General features: G+C 66.5%; 14 protein-coding genes. 2 read left to right on the top strand and 12 right to left on the bottom strand.

The genetic code is table 11. The annotated features are described in order from the left end of the window. Positions 1-136: 136 nt before the first annotated feature. The 8 genes from serS to B8446_RS07520 form a co-directional block, all read right to left on the bottom strand. The gene (gene serS / locus B8446_RS07555; protein WP_048848735.1) at positions 137-1,396 is read right to left on the bottom strand and encodes a serine--tRNA ligase; all 1,260 of its coding nucleotides are present in this window, start codon (positions 1,394-1,396) and stop codon (positions 137-139) included. A 21-nt stretch (positions 1,397-1,417) separates the two neighbouring features. Then, positions 1,418-2,206: a twin-arginine translocase subunit TatC gene (gene tatC, locus B8446_RS07550; RefSeq protein WP_048848734.1), complete on the bottom strand. Its 789-nt coding sequence runs from the start codon at positions 2,204-2,206 to the stop codon at positions 1,418-1,420. After that, positions 2,196-2,735 (bottom strand): Sec-independent protein translocase protein TatB, encoded by a 540-nt coding sequence (gene tatB, locus B8446_RS07545; RefSeq protein ID WP_048848733.1) that lies wholly within the window; start codon positions 2,733-2,735, stop codon positions 2,196-2,198. Before tatB ends, tatC begins: the two co-directional genes overlap by 11 nt. 54 nt (positions 2,736-2,789) lie before the next feature. Further along, entirely contained in the window at positions 2,790-3,476 is a 687-nt protein-coding gene (scpB, locus tag B8446_RS07540) for an SMC-Scp complex subunit ScpB (protein WP_053053760.1), read from the bottom strand. After that, positions 3,473-4,288 carry a segregation and condensation protein A gene (locus tag B8446_RS07535; RefSeq protein WP_084712161.1) on the bottom strand — a complete coding sequence of 272 codons (816 nt, stop codon included), beginning with the start codon at positions 4,286-4,288 and terminating at the stop codon, positions 3,473-3,475. The genes scpB and B8446_RS07535 overlap by 4 nt, the downstream gene beginning before the upstream one ends. A gap of 3 nt (positions 4,289-4,291) precedes the next feature. Further along, positions 4,292-5,380, bottom strand: coding sequence for an SPOR domain-containing protein (locus B8446_RS07530; RefSeq protein WP_048848732.1), 1,089 nt, complete (start codon positions 5,378-5,380; stop codon positions 4,292-4,294). Continuing rightward, positions 5,377-7,161 (bottom strand): arginine--tRNA ligase, encoded by a 1,785-nt coding sequence (gene argS / locus B8446_RS07525; protein ID WP_048848731.1) that lies wholly within the window; start codon positions 7,159-7,161, stop codon positions 5,377-5,379. Before argS ends, B8446_RS07530 begins: the two co-directional genes overlap by 4 nt. A gap of 471 nt (positions 7,162-7,632) precedes the next feature. Next, complete coding sequence (locus tag B8446_RS07520) at positions 7,633-8,814, bottom strand: deoxyguanosinetriphosphate triphosphohydrolase (RefSeq protein WP_048848730.1); 1,182 nt, start codon at positions 8,812-8,814, stop codon at positions 7,633-7,635. A gap of 150 nt (positions 8,815-8,964) precedes the next feature. Here B8446_RS07520 and B8446_RS07515 point away from each other — a divergent pair, with 150 nt between their 5' ends. After that, the gene (locus B8446_RS07515; RefSeq protein ID WP_084712160.1) at positions 8,965-9,330 is read left to right on the top strand and encodes a HesB/IscA family protein; all 366 of its coding nucleotides are present in this window, start codon (positions 8,965-8,967) and stop codon (positions 9,328-9,330) included. A 12-nt stretch (positions 9,331-9,342) separates the two neighbouring features. Next, on the top strand, positions 9,343-10,119 hold the full coding sequence (locus tag B8446_RS07510) for an exodeoxyribonuclease III (RefSeq protein WP_199484068.1): 777 nt from the start codon (positions 9,343-9,345) through the stop codon (positions 10,117-10,119). Positions 10,120-10,137: 18 nt separating this feature from the next. On the opposite strand, the gene B8446_RS07505 is transcribed toward B8446_RS07510, so the two are convergent. From B8446_RS07505 to B8446_RS07490, 4 genes are all read right to left on the bottom strand, one after another. Beyond that, a complete protein-coding gene (locus B8446_RS07505; RefSeq protein WP_048848728.1) occupies positions 10,138-10,422 on the bottom strand; it encodes a YXWGXW repeat-containing protein in 285 nt (94 codons plus the stop codon). A 119-nt stretch (positions 10,423-10,541) separates the two neighbouring features. Then, positions 10,542-12,341, bottom strand: a complete 1,800-nt coding sequence (gene aspS, locus B8446_RS07500; RefSeq protein WP_048848727.1) for an aspartate--tRNA ligase — start codon at positions 12,339-12,341, stop codon at positions 10,542-10,544. 127 nt (positions 12,342-12,468) lie between these two features. After that, on the bottom strand, positions 12,469-13,995 hold the full coding sequence (locus B8446_RS07495; RefSeq protein WP_048848726.1) for an FAD-dependent oxidoreductase: 1,527 nt from the start codon (positions 13,993-13,995) through the stop codon (positions 12,469-12,471). A 159-nt stretch (positions 13,996-14,154) separates the two neighbouring features. Beyond that, positions 14,155-14,892 carry a DUF2076 domain-containing protein gene (locus B8446_RS07490; RefSeq protein WP_048848841.1) on the bottom strand — a complete coding sequence of 246 codons (738 nt, stop codon included), beginning with the start codon at positions 14,890-14,892 and terminating at the stop codon, positions 14,155-14,157. Positions 14,893-14,899 lie beyond the last annotated feature (7 nt).

Raw genomic sequence — 14,899 nt, 5'->3', positions numbered from 1 at the left:
CGCGTCAGGGAACGCCGCCATCCAGAATTTCCGCTTCGGCCAGGCCCGACCTGGGCGTTCAAACAACGTGGCGCCGCCCGGGGCAATGCGTCCGCCACAATATACAACCCGACTTGCCGCCCCTGCCCGGGAAGGATCAGCCGATGATTTCGAGACCGCCCATATAGGGACGAAGCGCCTCCGGCACTTCGATCCGGCCGTCGTCCATCTGGTAGGTCTCCATCACCGCGATCAATGTCCGGCCCACGGCAAGGCCCGAGCCATTTAGAGTGTGGACAAACGCGGGGCCGCCCTCCGCGCGATAACGGGCATTCATGCGCCGTGCCTGAAAGTCGCGCGTGTTCGAGCAGGAGGAAATCTCCCGCCACGCGCCCTGCCCCGGCAGCCACGCCTCGAGATCGAACGTCTTCGCCGCGCCGAACCCGGTGTCGCCGGCACACAGCAGCATCCGGCGATAGGCAATGCCCAGGCGCTCCAGTACGGTCTCCGCCGCCCGCGTCATGCGCTCGTGCTCGGTCTCGCTTGCATCCGGTGTCGTGACCGACACGAGCTCGACCTTGTAGAACTGGTGGCTGCGCAGCATGCCACGCACATCGCGTCCGGCCGCACCCGCTTCCGACCGGAAACACGCCGACAGCGCGGTCATCCGACGCGGCAGCGACGCCGCCTCCAGAATGTCGCCTGCAACGCTCGCCGTAAGCGGCACCTCCGCAGTCGGGATCAGCCAGCGTCCATCTTCCGTGCGGAACGACTCCTCGGCGAATTTCGGCAATTTGTCGGTGCCGTACATCGCCGCATCGTTGACCAGAAGCGGCACCTGGGTTTCGGTGTAGCCGAACTCCGTGGTGTGCAGGTCGAGCATGAACTGCCCGAGCGCACGGTCCAGACGCGCCAGGGCCCCGCGCAGCACGACGAAGCGCGTGCCGGCCAGCTTGGCGGCGGTCGGAAAATCCATCATGCCCAGCGCATCGCCCAGCTCGAAATGCTGTCGCGCGAAGTTCGGCCGCCGGACCTCGCCCCACTGCTTCACGACGACATTCTGCGTCTCGTCCTCGCCGTCGGGCACGGACGGGTCGAGCCGGTTCGGCAGGGACGCCAGACGGGCATCGATCTCGCTCTGGGCGGCGGCGGCGCGTGTTTCCAGCGCCGTCATCTCGTCACGCAGACGCACGGCCTCGGCCTCGAGCGCGCTTGTGTCAGTACCCGCCTTCTTGCCCTGGCCGATCTCGCGCGCCAGCGTCTTGCGCCGGGCCTGCTGATCCTGAAGCGCCGTCAAAGCCGCGCGGCGTTCCTCATCCAGCGAAACGATATCCGCAGCCTGCGCGGGAAGGCCCCGCCGTGCGAGGTCGGCATCGAAACCGTCGGGATCGGCGCGAAGGGCGCGCAGGTCATGCATGGATCTTACTCTGCTTCAAACTCAGGGATCCGGATCGGCTTTCGGTTCCACGATCCGGGCTGCAATAATGGAGATCTCGTAAAGCACCATAAGGGCCACAGCCAGACCGGTCATGGTGATCGCATCAGGCGGGGCCAGAATGGCGGCGGCCACGAACGCGCAGACATAGGCATAGCGGCGGAACTTGCGCAGGCCGCGGGTATTGATGATCCCGACCCGGGCCAGAAGCGACAGCACGACAGGCAGCTCGAACGCGATACCGAAGGCGAGGATCAGCTTCGTGACGAGGTTGAGATACTCCGAGACCTTGGCCTGCAGCTCGATCGAAACCCCGTTCGCGCCCGTCGTCTGAAACGACAGGAAGAACTTCCACGCCATCGGAAAGACCGCATAGTAGGCGACCGCCCCGCCGAGGACGAACAGTACGGGCGTTGCTACCAGAAACGGCAGGAAGGCCCGCTTTTCGTTCCGGTACAGACCAGGTGCGATGAAAATCCAGGCCTGCACCGCGATCATCGGGAACGACAGGAACGTCGCGCCGAACACCGCGACCTTCACATAGGTAAAGAAGGCCTCGTAGAGCGCGGTATAGATCAGGTGCGGCTGCTGCCCCTGCTGGCGCATGATCTCGCCGAGGGGGGCCGCGAGAAACAGGTAGATCTGGCCTGCGAAGTGGTAGCAGATCAGGAACGCCACCGCGAACGTCGCGATCGACCACAGCAGCCGCCGGCGCAGCTCCATCAGATGGTCGAGCAGCGGCATCGCCTGATCGTTGATCGGATTGTCGTCCATCGGCCTGCTATCGGACATCGTTGGTCTCCAGCGCCACGCGATGCCCCGCGTGGATCGCGCGCGGAGGCGGCACGATCGACGGGGCATGGTGACGCTTGCGATCTTCATACACGCGGCGCGCAACCGAGGGCGGCAGGATGGCCGGGCCGGTCACCTCGTCGCGCGGCGGCTCCACGTTCGTCGTGGTTGCCTCGGGCTGGACCGGCATCGTCTCGGGTGGCGTGAAGCCCGGTGCCGGCGCCGGATCGCGACGTTCGGACTCGAGCGAGTCCAGACTGTTGCGGATCGTGCGGTCGCCGTCGATCGCCTTCATGAACTGGCCGCGTACGTCGAACCGCTTGAGGTCCCTGAACTGCTCGCGGGCCTCGCCAAGGTCGGCCTCGCGGACCATGTCTTCGACATGCGTCTGGAATTCGCTCGCCATGCGGCGCAGCGACCTGATCCCGCGCCCGAGCGTCCGGATCGCGACCGGCATGTCCTTGGGTCCGATGAAGACCAGCGCCACGATGACGATCAGCGCGATCTCGGACCAGTTGAAGTCGAACATCGCCCTATCTCATCGAAAACCGGGCTGTCACACCCAAAAGCCGGCCCTGACCTATCATGGCACGTCGTTCGCGGGAACCACGTCCGCCGCGGCGTCGTCGGATGCGCTCCCAGCCTGCGTATCCAGGAGCGGCGCGGGCGCCACATTCGGCACGTCGAGCAACAGCTCCTCACGTCGCGGCAGCTGGCTGAGATCCTGCAGGCCGAACTGCTGCAGGAAACCCGTCCCCGTGCCCCACAGCACCGGACGCCCGGGCACTTCCTTGCGTCCACGCGGGACGATCAGGCTGTCCTCCAGCAAGGCATCCAGCACGTTCTGGCTGAGGGCCACGCCACGGATCGATTCGATATCGGTCCGGGTGCAGGGCTGGTGATAGGCGATCACCGCCAGCGTCTCCATCGCCGAACGGCCAAGACGGCGCGGCCGCTCAATGACGCGAGTCAGCGCCTGCGCAAGATCGGGACGCGTGCGGAACTGCCACCCGCCGGCTACCGGGACAGGCTCGACCCCGAACGTCTCGTAACGAGCGACGAACGCCTCCATCACGGGCGCAAGAGAAGCATCCTCGGCAATCAGGGCCTGGCCGACCAGCAGCGCGCGGATCGAGGATTCGCGAACCGGCTCCACGCTTGCGAACACCAGCGCTTCGACCAGCCGGAGGCACGCATCGAGTTGCTCTGCCGACAAGGCGATATTCACCCCATTGGATGGAGTCGCGTGCTCCTGCGCCGCCTCGCTCACGCCGCCTCCTCCTCGCTGAGGGCCTCGCCCGGGCGCAGCATGATCTCGCCGAAGGCTTCATCCTGCTTGAGTTCGAGTTCACCGCCGCGCGCCAGTTCGAGACTTGCCAGAAGCGCACCGGCCAGCGCGCCGCGCCGCCCCTGCGCATCTTCCAGTGTCTCGGGCAGGAACGCGGACAGCGCCTGCCAGCCCGGCATGGCCGCGACATCGCCGAGCATCGACCTCAGCCGCGACAACGCGTCCTGGACACTCCAGTATCGGCGCACCTTCGGGCGATACACGCGCCGGCCCGCCTGCCGGCGCACCATCGCGACATAGGCTGCGATCAGCGCGCCCGGCTCCGCAACGAGCCCGGACCGGTCATACGCGACGAGCGATTCCGCAGCACCCCTTGGATGCACGTCACGGCGCAGCTGCGGTCGCTCCCCGATCCAGGCGGCAGCCACGCGCATGCGGTCCAGTTCGATCAGGCGGTCCTGCAGGAGCGACGCGGCTTCCTCGGCATCCTCGTCCGGGGCTGCTTCGGCAGGCAGAAGCAGGCGCGATTTCAGCCAGGCGAGCCAAGCCGCCATGACCAGCCAGTCGGCTGCAAGTTCGAGCCGGATGCCACGCGCCTGTTCGACAACCGCCAGATATTGCTCGACCAGCGCCAGGATCGAAATCCGGGCCAGATCCACTTTCTGGGCGCGTGCCAGTTCCAGCAGAAGGTCGAGCGGGCCCTCGAAACCATCCAGGCTCAGATACGGCGCCGGGACGAGCTCGACCTCCTTACGCCTCGGCGGCTCAGGCCCGATGTCGCCGGACGCGCGCATCGGTCAGAATGCAGCCGGCGTGCACGCGACCTGCTCGGCACGCAATTTCGCGCAGAACGCACGCGAGGCAGCCAGATCGGCAAATCCCGAAACCCGCAGACGGTACAGCGTGCGTCCGCCCCGATCCACCGGAAGCACAACCGGACTCCGGCCCGAGAGCAGATCCGGCGCCCGATGCTGGAGGCGCGCCCACTCTTCATGCGCCTGAGCTTCGGTTTCGACCGCCGCAAGCTGCACCATGTGCTGGCCGCCTTGCGCGGCACCGCCGACATCCGTTCCGGTGTCGGCCCTGGCCGCATCGGGCGCAGGCTTCGCGGCAGGCGCCGGCTGGCGCGACGGTACAGCAACAGGAGTTACCGGTGCCTCATGCGAAGACGGTGTCGCCTGTGCGGGTGCCGCGTGAGGCGCAGGCGAAGGCGCACTGGGGGCATGAGCGGCGGGCGATGACGCCTGTGCCGGCGCATCGGCAGGGGCCGATGGTAACGTCCTGTCATCCGATGGCGAGGCGGAGGCTGTAGCCTGCGACGGCGTTGCCTTCGCGCCGTCCGCGTCCGCGGATCTGGCGCTGCCAGCATCGCCACCGGTTGCCGGCGGCGTGGTGCCATACTGACGTGCGAGCGCCGTCGGATCAGGTTGCTCGGGGCCCGGCGCCAGATGGGCATCGCCGTGGCCCGTCATGTCGGTCTCGGCACCCGAGCTGTCCGCGACTTCCATCCCACCCGGATTGACCGGCTTGACCCGCACGGGGCCTGGCGGCGGTCCGAGCACCGGGATGCCACCCCGATGGCCGGACATCAGTGTCCACCCGCCGACGGCCGCCAGAAGGACCGCGCCGATACCGGCCGCGGCATAGATCAGGCGCCGTGTCCACGCATCGACGTTGAACGGACGCCCGGCCGACGCACCCGCTGACGGGCGGCGCGGTGCGCGGTCGTCATCATAATCAGCACTCATGCGTTCGCGCGCGGCACCCGGCGGCCGACGTGGCGCGCCGGGCGGATCACCGCGCGTGACGTCGTCCGGCCGACCGTCGTCGGGACGCATGCTGTCGCGGCGCGGATCGCGCCGGTCGGAAGGGCCGTATCCGCTCACCGCATCTCCTCGACCGGGGTCACGCCCAGCAGCACCAGACCGCAGCGGATCACGCTCGCGGTGGCTTCGACCAGCGCCAGACGCGCCCGGGTTCCCGTCTCGTCATCATCCTGAAGGAACCGCAACGTGGTCTCGTCGCGCCCCTTGTTCCACAAGGCGTGGAAATCGGCCGCGAGCTCACCGCAGAAATAGGCGATGCGATGCGGCTCACGCGCCTGTGCCGCACCTTCCACCACGCGCGGGAACGTCGCCATCCGCCGCAATACCGCAAGCTCCGCATCTGCGGTCAGGGGCGACAGATCAACCTGCGCCAGAGCCTCCGGCGCGACGGCCGGCTGCCCCAGCAGCTCCGCACCAGCGCGCAACACGGAGCGGCAGCGCGCGTGCGCGTACTGGACGTAGAACACCGGATTGTCGCGTGTCTGGGCGACGACGGCATCGAGATCGAACTCCATCTGCGCGTCGGCCTTGCGGGTCAGCATCGTGAACCGTACCGCGTCCCGTCCGACCTCGTCGATCAGGTCGCGCAGGGTCACGAATGTGCCCGCGCGCTTGGACATGCGCACCGGCTCGCCGCCTTTGACGATGCGCACGATCTGGCACATCACGACTTCGAACTCGGTCTTGCCCTCGGTCAGCGCGCTGACGGCCGCCCGCATCCGCGACACGTAACCGCCGTGATCAGCGCCGAGAACGTCGATCAGCGCATCGGACGACCGGGCCTTCTGCGCATGATAGCCGATATCGTTCGCGAAATAGGTGTTGGACCCATCGGATTTGCGCAGGGCGCGATCGGTGTCGTCCCCGAACTGCGTGGAGCGGAACAGCGTCTGCGGGCGCGGCTCCCAGTCGTCAGGCGTCTTGCCCTTCGGCGGCTCCAGCACGCCCTCGTAGAGCAATCCCTTCGCATCGAGTGCCGCGATTGCCGCATCCACCCCGCCTCCGGCCAGCACCTCGGCTTCCGAGCTGAAGACCTCATGCGTGATGCCGAGCGCTGCGAGATCATCGCGGATCATGCCCATCATCTGTGCCAGCGTCTCGGCACGAACCGTGTCGAACCACAGCGATGGCTCGGCAGGCGCGCCGTTCTCGCCAGCCAGGGCCCGGCCATGAGTACGGGCCAGCGCCTCTCCGATCGGGATCAGATACTCGCCGCGATACTGCAGGCCGGTGGGGGCCAGCGCGCCGAACGCGTCCTCGTCCACCTGCGTGCCGATCGCCTGAAGATAGCGCCAATAGGCGGCCCAGGTGAGTGCTGCAACCTGCGCGCCCGCATCATTGATGTAGTATTCCCGGATCACCGCGTGACCGGTCTTTTCCAGAAGGTTCGCGAGCACGTCGCCCACGACCGCGCCACGCGTGTGACCGACATGCATCGGGCCGGTGGGATTCGCGGAGACGTATTCGACATTGATCCGCCGACCGGCCCCCATGCGGGAGGCACCGAAGCGGGCACCGGACGTCAGCGCATCCTTCGCCACGCGGTGGAAGGCCGCAGGTTTGAGCGTCAGGTTCACGAAGCCCGGACCCGCGGCTTCCGCACGCGCCACGTCCGGGCGCTCCGCGAGCAGGCGCGACAGGTCCTGCGCGATGTCGGCAGGCTTGCGCCGCGCGGTCTTGGACACCAGCAGGGCAGCATTGGTGGCCATGTCACCATGCGCGGGATCACGTGTTGTCGTCACCTCGACCCGCGCCAGCACCTCGTCCGGCACGCCGGGCACGACGACGCGCAACGCATCGCAGACCTGGGCTTGGAGTTCGGTGAAGAGGCAGTCCGACATAGTGTGATCCGATCAGAAAGGAATGGCCGTTCTTGCGGCAGCCCCGGCCGAAGCGCAACAGCACTTGCCCTTGCGAACAGCAAAACCCGCGAGGCAGACAGCAGCGCACACGCTTGCGCATGGCTCGTCTCGAGCGCGGCACGGTGCCCTTTGCCCGCCTTCAGCTCTCACGCAACGCACAGGTACGCCAGCGGGCAGAATACGAAATCCGGGCGCACTGCGATATCACGTGCTCACCAGGCTTCGCAGTCAGGGCGCGCCCGTCGAGCGCCGCGACGAACGAATGATGTCAGGGTCCCTCATGACAGCATCGATCCGGCCGCGCAGTACTGTCGGATCGGGGAATGGTGCGGAACCTGCTGCATTGCCAACCGATCTCCAGATTGGCCGGAACAACAGATGCGAAGAGTGCACGGACTTCATGCGCCATGCGGAGACGCAGGCTCGGTCCATCCTGCACGGAACATTCCCTTACCCGAGGGCCGAAAGCTCCGTCAGGCGCCGGTGTTCTTCCATCGCGAACCGGTCCGTCATGCCTGCGATGTAGTCAGCCACGATTCGGGCGCGCCCAAACGGGTCCGCCTCCTGTGTGCGCGCGCGCCAGAGATCGGGCAGCAGGCTCGGGTCCTCGAACAGCACCGAGAAGAGATCGCCGGTAACCAGCCGCGCCTTGCGGGTCATGCGGTTGACACGCCAGTGCCGGTAGACGCGTGCATACAGGAACTTGCGCACGGCCGCATTGGCCTGCGCGACCTCATCGCTGAACCCGACGAGCGGAACGGCCGAAAGGCGCACGTCATCGGCACTACGCGGCTTCGCCGCGGCAAGATTGGCCCGAGTCTGTGCCGTCAGGTCGGATGCCAGCGCATCGATGACGCGTCGCACCATCTCGTGCCGCAGGCGCTGGCTCGCATCGGCCGGATCCGGCGCCCGATACGCGCTGCCTGCAGCCCGTGCCTGTGCCAGCGCCGAACCGACGAGCGGCAGTCCTTCGAGATCGTCGAAACATAACAGGCCTGCACGAATCCCGTCGTCTAGATCGTGACCATGATAGGCGATGTCGTCCGACAGGGCCGCGACCTGCGCTTCTGCCGACGCGTGGGTCTGCAGCATCAGCCCATGGCGGTCCGCATATTCCGCCAGATAGGGCGACGGATTCCTGACGGGACCGTTGTGCTTGGCGAGGCCCTCAAGCGTTTCCCATGTCAGGTTCAGCCCGTTGAATGCGTAGTATCGGGCTTCGAGATGGGTCACGAGGCGAATGGACTGCGTGTTGTGATCGAAGCCGCCGAGGTCCTTCATGGCCGCCTTCAGGGCATCTTCGCCGGCATGCCCGAATGGCGTGTGACCGAGGTCATGGGCCAGCGCCAGCGCCTCCGTCAGGTCCTCGTCCAGCCCGAGCTGACGTGCGATCGAGCGCGCGATCTGCGCCACTTCCAGCGAATGGGTCAGCCGCGTGCGGAAGAAATCGCCCTCGTGGTTGACGAAGACCTGAGTCTTGTACTGAAGGGTGCGAAAGCCCTGCGAATGGATGACGCGATCACGGTCACGCTGCCATGGCGTCCGGCTCTGCGCTTCGGGTTCCGGATGCAGACGCCCCCGGCTGCCTTGCGCCTGCACCGCATAGGCGGCCACTTCGCGTCCGTTGACCATCGTCTCCCTCTCCCGCTCGGGCAATCCTCGCAGACAATGCTTAAAGGCCCGTGAACGCAATACGCCCTGAGCCACACTTCCGATACCGGCATGTGCGCACTATATCTGGGCGTCATTTCCCCCCGATCGCATGAGCGAGACCTCCCGACCATGAGCGATACGACCACGAACGACCCAATGACGGTCTCGTTTTCCGTGACAGAGCGTGCTGCGGCCCGAATCGGCGAGATCGTGTCCCAGCAGCCGGATCCCGATGGCCTGATGCTGCGCGTCGCGGTGCTGGCGGGCGGCTGCAACGGCTTTCAGTACCAGTTCAAGCTCGAGCGCGAGCAGGCCGCCGACGACGCGGTCTTCGGAGATGGCCCGTCGCGCGTCGTGGTCGATCCTGTCAGCCTCGATCTGCTCGGCGGCGCGGCGCTGGATTTCTCCGACAAGCTGATGGGGGCCCATTTCAGCGTCATCAACCCCAACGCCGCATCATCCTGCGGCTGCGGCACAAGTTTCTCGCTCGCGTAATCCATATCCCTGATGAAGATCGCGACCTGGAACATCAATTCCATCCGCACGCGCGCAGATGCGGTGCTCGAATGGCTCGAGCGTGTACAGCCCGATCTCCTGTTCCTGCAGGAGATCAAATGCACGGATGAGCAGTTTCCCTCCCTGTTCGCGGAGCACGGATGGCACGCGGAGACGGTCGGGCAGAAGGCCTATAACGGGGTCGCGGTCCTCTCCCGCACGCCGCTGGACGTCACCACGCGTGCCCTGCCGGGTCTGGACGGAGCGGTCGCCGAACAGGCCCGTTACATCGAGGTGGCTTTCGGCGACCTGCGCGCAGGCGGCCTGTATCTGCCAAACGGGAATTCAGGCGGTGACGGCGGATTTGCGGGCAAGATCGCCTTCTTCGATGCGCTTGCGGCGCGGGCACGTGCCTTTCTCGAAAACGATCAGGATGCGATCTTTCTGGGCGACTACAACGTCTGCCCAACCGATGAGGACTATGCCCCCGGTGCGTTGGCGCCGGACGACGCGCTGGTGCGGCCCGAAACACGGGCAGCCTGGAGACGGCTCGTCTGGTCGGGTCTGACGGACGCCGTGCGTGCCCTTCGACCCTCAGGCCGGGCCTATACGTTCTGGGACTATCAGGCGGGATGCTGGGATCGGGATCGCGGATTGCGTATCGACCATGCCCTGCTGACGCCCCGCATGGCGGAACGGCTGCAGGACGTGGCGATCGATCGCGACGCACGCGGCCGACCTCAGCCGTCCGATCACGTGCCCCTCGTCGTCACGCTGGGCGACGACTGAGAGACCACGCAAAAACACTCAGTACGGGCGATTGTACCCGCCCGGGCGCGACCAGCGGCCCGCATGCCAGACATAGCCACGCGGCCCCCAGACCCAGTGACCCGCGGTCCAGTTCCAGTGCGGGCGCGGAGGCGGCACGCGCTCGTAGCGCGGCGGCGGCGGCGGCGGACGGCCATGACCGGGCGGCGGCGGAGGAGGCATCTGGGCAGAGGCCGGGCTGATTGTTGCCACGCCAAGACCAAGCGCGGACACAGCAAGCGAACCCGCTGCCAGACGCCGCATCATCGTTTTCATCGTTGTCATCGTCTCCTCGAACGGTCGCAATCCGCGACCGCTACAGAGAACGCATGTGACACCAATTCGTGGTGCGATCGTGTCACATTTCTGCCGAGGCGTGGCGACGTGTGCCGGAATGTAACAGTTCACTCCGGGCGAACGGTGACCTTCGGCTTCGGCAGATCGAGCGCGAGCGACAATTCCTTCAGGCGCGCGGGCTCGACGGCGGCAGGTGCGCCCATCATGAGGTCTTCGGCCTGCTGGTTGAGCGGGAACAGCGTGACTTCGCGGATGTTCGGCTCGTCCGCCAACAGCATGACCATGCGATCGACACCGGGCGCCGAACCGCCATGAGGCGGTGCCCCGTAACGGAAGGCGTTCAGCATGCCGCCGAAGCGTGCCTCGACATCGTCGGCCGAATAGCCTGCGATCTCGAAGGCCCGCAGCATGACTTCAGGCAGATGGTTCCGGATCGCGCCCGACGACAGTTCGATCCCGTTGCAGACGATGTCGTACTGATAGGCCTTGATCGTCAGCGGATCCTGCGTGTTCAGCGCCTCGAGGCCGCCCTGCGGCATCGAGAACGGGTTGTGCGAGAAGTCGATGCGCCCCGTGTCCTCGTTCAGCTCGTACATCGGGAAATCCGTGATCCAGCAGAAGCGGAATGCGCCCTGCTCGATCAGATCCAGTTCCTGCGCGATCTTCGTGCGCGCAAGACCTGAGAACTTGACGAACGCATCACCCGAACCTGCGGCAAAGAACACGGCATCGCCCGGCTCGAGGCCACAGGCACTGCGGATCTGCTCCACCCGCTCGGCCTCGAGGTTCTTCGCGATCGGCCCCTTTGCCCCTTCGGTCGCATCGAACTGGATGTAACCCAGGCCACCCGAGCCGTTCTCGCGTGCCCAGGCATTGAGCTTGTCGAAGAACCCACGCGGGCGATCGGCCGCACCCGGCGCCGGAATGGCACGGATCGAGCCGCCCGATGCCGCGATCTTCGCGAACAGGCCGAAGCCCGAGTTCGCGAACGCGTCCGTGACTTCCGTGATCTTGAGAGGGTTGCGCAGATCCGGCTTGTCCGAACCATAGTCGCGCATGGCGTCGAGGTAGGGGATCCGCACGAAAGGCGCCGTGCTGACCGTGCGCCCCTGCCCGAACTCCGCGAAGACGCCGCTCAGGACGTCCTCGAGCACCGCAAACACCTCGTCCTGGGTCACGAACGCCATCTCGAGATCGAGCTGGTAGAACTCGCCCGGGCTGCGGTCGGCGCGCGAGGCTTCGTCACGGAAACACGGCGCGATCTGGAAATAGCGATCGAAGCCGGCCACCATCAGGAGCTGCTTGAACATCTGCGGCGCCTGCGGCAGCGCATAGAACTTGCCCGGGTGCAGACGTGCCGGGACGAGGAAATCGCGCGCACCCTCGGGCGACGAGGCCGTCAGCAGCGGCGTCTGATACTCGTGGAAGCCATGCTCGATCATGCGGCGGCGCAGGCTCGCGATCACGTCCGATCGCAGCAGGATGTTGCGACGCACCTTCTCGCGGCGCAGGTCGATGTAGCGATACTTGAGGCGCAGGTCCTCGGGATAGTTCTCGTGTCCCGCGACCTGGAACGGCAGCACGGCGGCCTGCGAGCGAACCTCGAGCTCACGCGCGCGCAGCTCGATCTCGCCGGTCGGCAGGTTCGGATTGACCGTGCCCTCGGCGCGGAGCACGACCTCGCCCGTCACGGTGATCACGCTCTCGACGCGCAGCTTCTCGGCGGTCTCCAGCAGCGCGGTGCCGGCGGGAATGACGATCTGCGTCACACCGGTCTGATCGCGCAGGTCGATGAACAGAAGCCCGCCATGGTCGCGCTTGCTGTGGATCCAGCCCGACAGGCGCACATTCGATCCGGCATCGCTCGCGCGCAGTGCGGCACAGCTATGGGTGCGGTAAGGATGCATGGGCGGAACTTCCTGTCGATCGGGGTCAGACGGCGGCGCAAAACGGGCGGTCATGAAACTGGCCGCAATGAGCCGCCCGCGGCGCGCGCTGTCAAGCGGTCGCCCGCGTGCCTGCGCCGGCCGCCGGTCAGCTATCCTGTGCGACCGAGTCGAAATCGACGGCGGCCTGCGCCATGACGGCCGCCCGCCCTGCCCCGACCAGCCCCACGGCCCGTCCCTTCTGGCGCAGGATCGCCAGGAAATCGAAATCCTGCAGGCTGCCGTCGATGTCCACGGCATCGAAACTGTCCGGCCAACCCAGATATTCCAGTTTCTTCCCGTGCTGCTGGGTCCAGAACCACGGCGTCGGCAAGGCGGGCGGCGTTTCGTCAAGGATGGCTGCCGCCGCGATCCGGGCCTGCGCCTGAGCCGTTCGCCAGTGCTCGATCCGGACCGGGTGTCCGTCATGTGACATGCTTGCGATGTCGCCGACTGCATGGACGTGATCTGCCACGCGCAGGAAGGAATCGACCCGCAGACCGCCATCCTCGGCGTGGGAAAGCCTCGTGAACGCGTCGAGCGACGGCCTCGCACCGATACCGACCAGCACGGCGTCGGCTCGCAACTCGGTGCCGTCATCCAGCACGACGCCGCTGACCCGGTCCTGTCCCTGAATGCGTTCGACGGAACGGCCGCCGATAAAGGCGACGCCGTTCTCGGCATGCAGCGCGCGCAACCGTTCGCCGATCTCGCGGCCGAACTGTTTTTCGAACGGCACCTTCGTCTGACCGACAACAGTCACGCCGACGCCGCGCTGTCGCAGGGCGGATGCGGCCTCCATGCCGATGAAGCTCGCGCCGATCACCACGACGGATCCTGCCGGATCAACGGTCTCGATGATCTGTGTTGCATCCTCCTGGGTGCGCAGTGTCAGGACACCGGGCAGGTCGGCGCCGGGCACATCGATCGTCCGCGCGACCGAGCCCGTCGCAATGATCACATCATCGCCCTGCAGACGGTCCCCGCTTTCCAGCGTGGCGGTCCGGGATGCCGCATCGAAAGCGGTGATCCTGCCCGTGATGCGCGTGATGCGGTTCTCTTCGTAGAACGCGACAGACCGCAGCGGAGGCGCGGACGCCTTCGGATCGTCCTTGCCGATCGTCATCTTGCTGAGTGCCGTGCGATCATAGGGTGCGGTCGCCTCGGCCGAGACCATGGTGATCTTTCCCGCGAACCCCTTCTCCCGCAACGCGCACGCGGCAGCCACGCCGGCCGCACCGGCGCCGAGTATCAGCACGCTTTTCTGCTCGGCACACCTGGCAGGCTCGGCTCGCTCGATCTCGGTCAGGGCCACGAGCACGCGACCATCAACCACTTGAACCGGGTATTGCGGCAGGGGATCGAGCGCCAGAGGTTCGCGCAGCGCACCGTCCGCTGCATTGAACGCGGCCTTGTGCCATGGGCAGACGAGCCAGGACTCGTCTCCGGCCGCGCAGAGCGCCCCCTGCTCCATCGGTGCGCCCTTGTGCGGACATGTCCCCTTGAATGCGCGGATCGTCTCTCCGTCCCGGATAAGAGCGACTTTTCGGTCTCCGATCGTAGCGCCTGCAATCTGTCCCGGTGCAACGTCTGCTTCCGCGATGACATCATGAAATAACGCACTGGTATCGATCATCAGGCATCTCCGCTGGCCGTTCCGCAAATGCGAACGCCCCGACCCCGACGATGGATGCGAGAGTTCCGAACACAAAAAACCCGGCGCACCCCGATCAGGGAGTGCGCCGGGTCATGTCCCGGACATCAGGTCAGGATGACCTGGCAGGGTGCCTTGCGATCAGAACTGATCGTCGCCCCAGCCGCCGCCGCTGTCACCGAAGCTGCCGGCGTCGAAGCCCGGATCGACATCCGTGCCCGCGCCGCCGAACGGATCGGCACCCGAGTCGCCATAATTGTTGATGATGGTCTCGTTGCCGCCGCCAGCGCCACCGAAGCCGCCGCCCAGGCCGTCATGGTGGCCGCTGAACAGCCCCTCGAGCGCGTTGGCCGTCAGCATGCCGCCCGCAACGCCTGCTGCCGTGGTCAACGCCGAGCCGAGGAAGCCCGAGCCGCGGCTCTGGAACATGCCGGGCTGATAGCCGGGCGGGAAACTCGCCTGCGGAGGCGGCGGTGCCGCGTAGCCCTGCTGGCCGCCCCAGCCCGGAGGCGGCGCGGCCTGCTGCTGCCGGTTGCCGCCACCGAAGAGGCCACCGAACAGACCGCCGCCACCGCCGGACGCACCGCGCTGCTGCTGAGACTGCGCCAGCTGGCTCTGGGCCTGCTGAAGCTGGAACTCGAGCTGGCGGATGCGGTTCTGCGCTTCCACGAGCGCTGCTTCCTGCACGACAGCCATCTGCGTCACGCGGTAGCGCGCCTCGGGATAGCGCTGGAAGTTCTCGGCGATGAAACGATCGGCTTCGGGATCGATCGGCGGCAGGCTCGGTGCCTGTGACGAACCACCGAAAGCGCCGCCGGACGGTGCACCGCCGACCCGCGCCACGAACCGGGCGATCAGATCGCGTTCTTCGTTATTCATTCTCAGA

It is taken from the genome of Tanticharoenia sakaeratensis NBRC 103193 (assembly GCF_000963885.1).
GTDB lineage: Bacteria > Pseudomonadota > Alphaproteobacteria > Acetobacterales > Acetobacteraceae > Tanticharoenia > Tanticharoenia sakaeratensis.
Note: the sequence above shows the minus strand (reverse complement) of the source record. Positions and strands in the feature narration are given on the sequence as shown.

Coding starts and splice junctions, on each gene's coding strand:
- tatB (WP_048848733.1), bottom strand. CDS start 2,735: ATGTTCGACTTCAACTGGTCCGAGATCGCGCTGATCGTCATCGTGGCG.
- B8446_RS07510 (WP_199484068.1), top strand. CDS start 9,343: ATGAAGATCGCGACCTGGAACATCAATTCCATCCGCACGCGCGCAGAT.
- B8446_RS07490 (WP_048848841.1), bottom strand. CDS start 14,892: ATGAATAACGAAGAACGCGATCTGATCGCCCGGTTCGTGGCGCGGGTC.
- B8446_RS07535 (WP_084712161.1), bottom strand. CDS start 4,288: ATGCGCGCGTCCGGCGACATCGGGCCTGAGCCGCCGAGGCGTAAGGAG.
- tatC (WP_048848734.1), bottom strand. CDS start 2,206: ATGTCCGATAGCAGGCCGATGGACGACAATCCGATCAACGATCAGGCG.
- B8446_RS07520 (WP_048848730.1), bottom strand. CDS start 8,814: ATGGTCAACGGACGCGAAGTGGCCGCCTATGCGGTGCAGGCGCAAGGC.
- B8446_RS07515 (WP_084712160.1), top strand. CDS start 8,965: ATGAGCGATACGACCACGAACGACCCAATGACGGTCTCGTTTTCCGTG.
- B8446_RS07505 (WP_048848728.1), bottom strand. CDS start 10,422: ATGACAACGATGAAAACGATGATGCGGCGTCTGGCAGCGGGTTCGCTT.
- argS (WP_048848731.1), bottom strand. CDS start 7,161: ATGTCGGACTGCCTCTTCACCGAACTCCAAGCCCAGGTCTGCGATGCG.
- B8446_RS07495 (WP_048848726.1), bottom strand. CDS start 13,995: ATGATCGATACCAGTGCGTTATTTCATGATGTCATCGCGGAAGCAGAC.
- aspS (WP_048848727.1), bottom strand. CDS start 12,341: ATGCATCCTTACCGCACCCATAGCTGTGCCGCACTGCGCGCGAGCGAT.
- serS (WP_048848735.1), bottom strand. CDS start 1,396: ATGCATGACCTGCGCGCCCTTCGCGCCGATCCCGACGGTTTCGATGCC.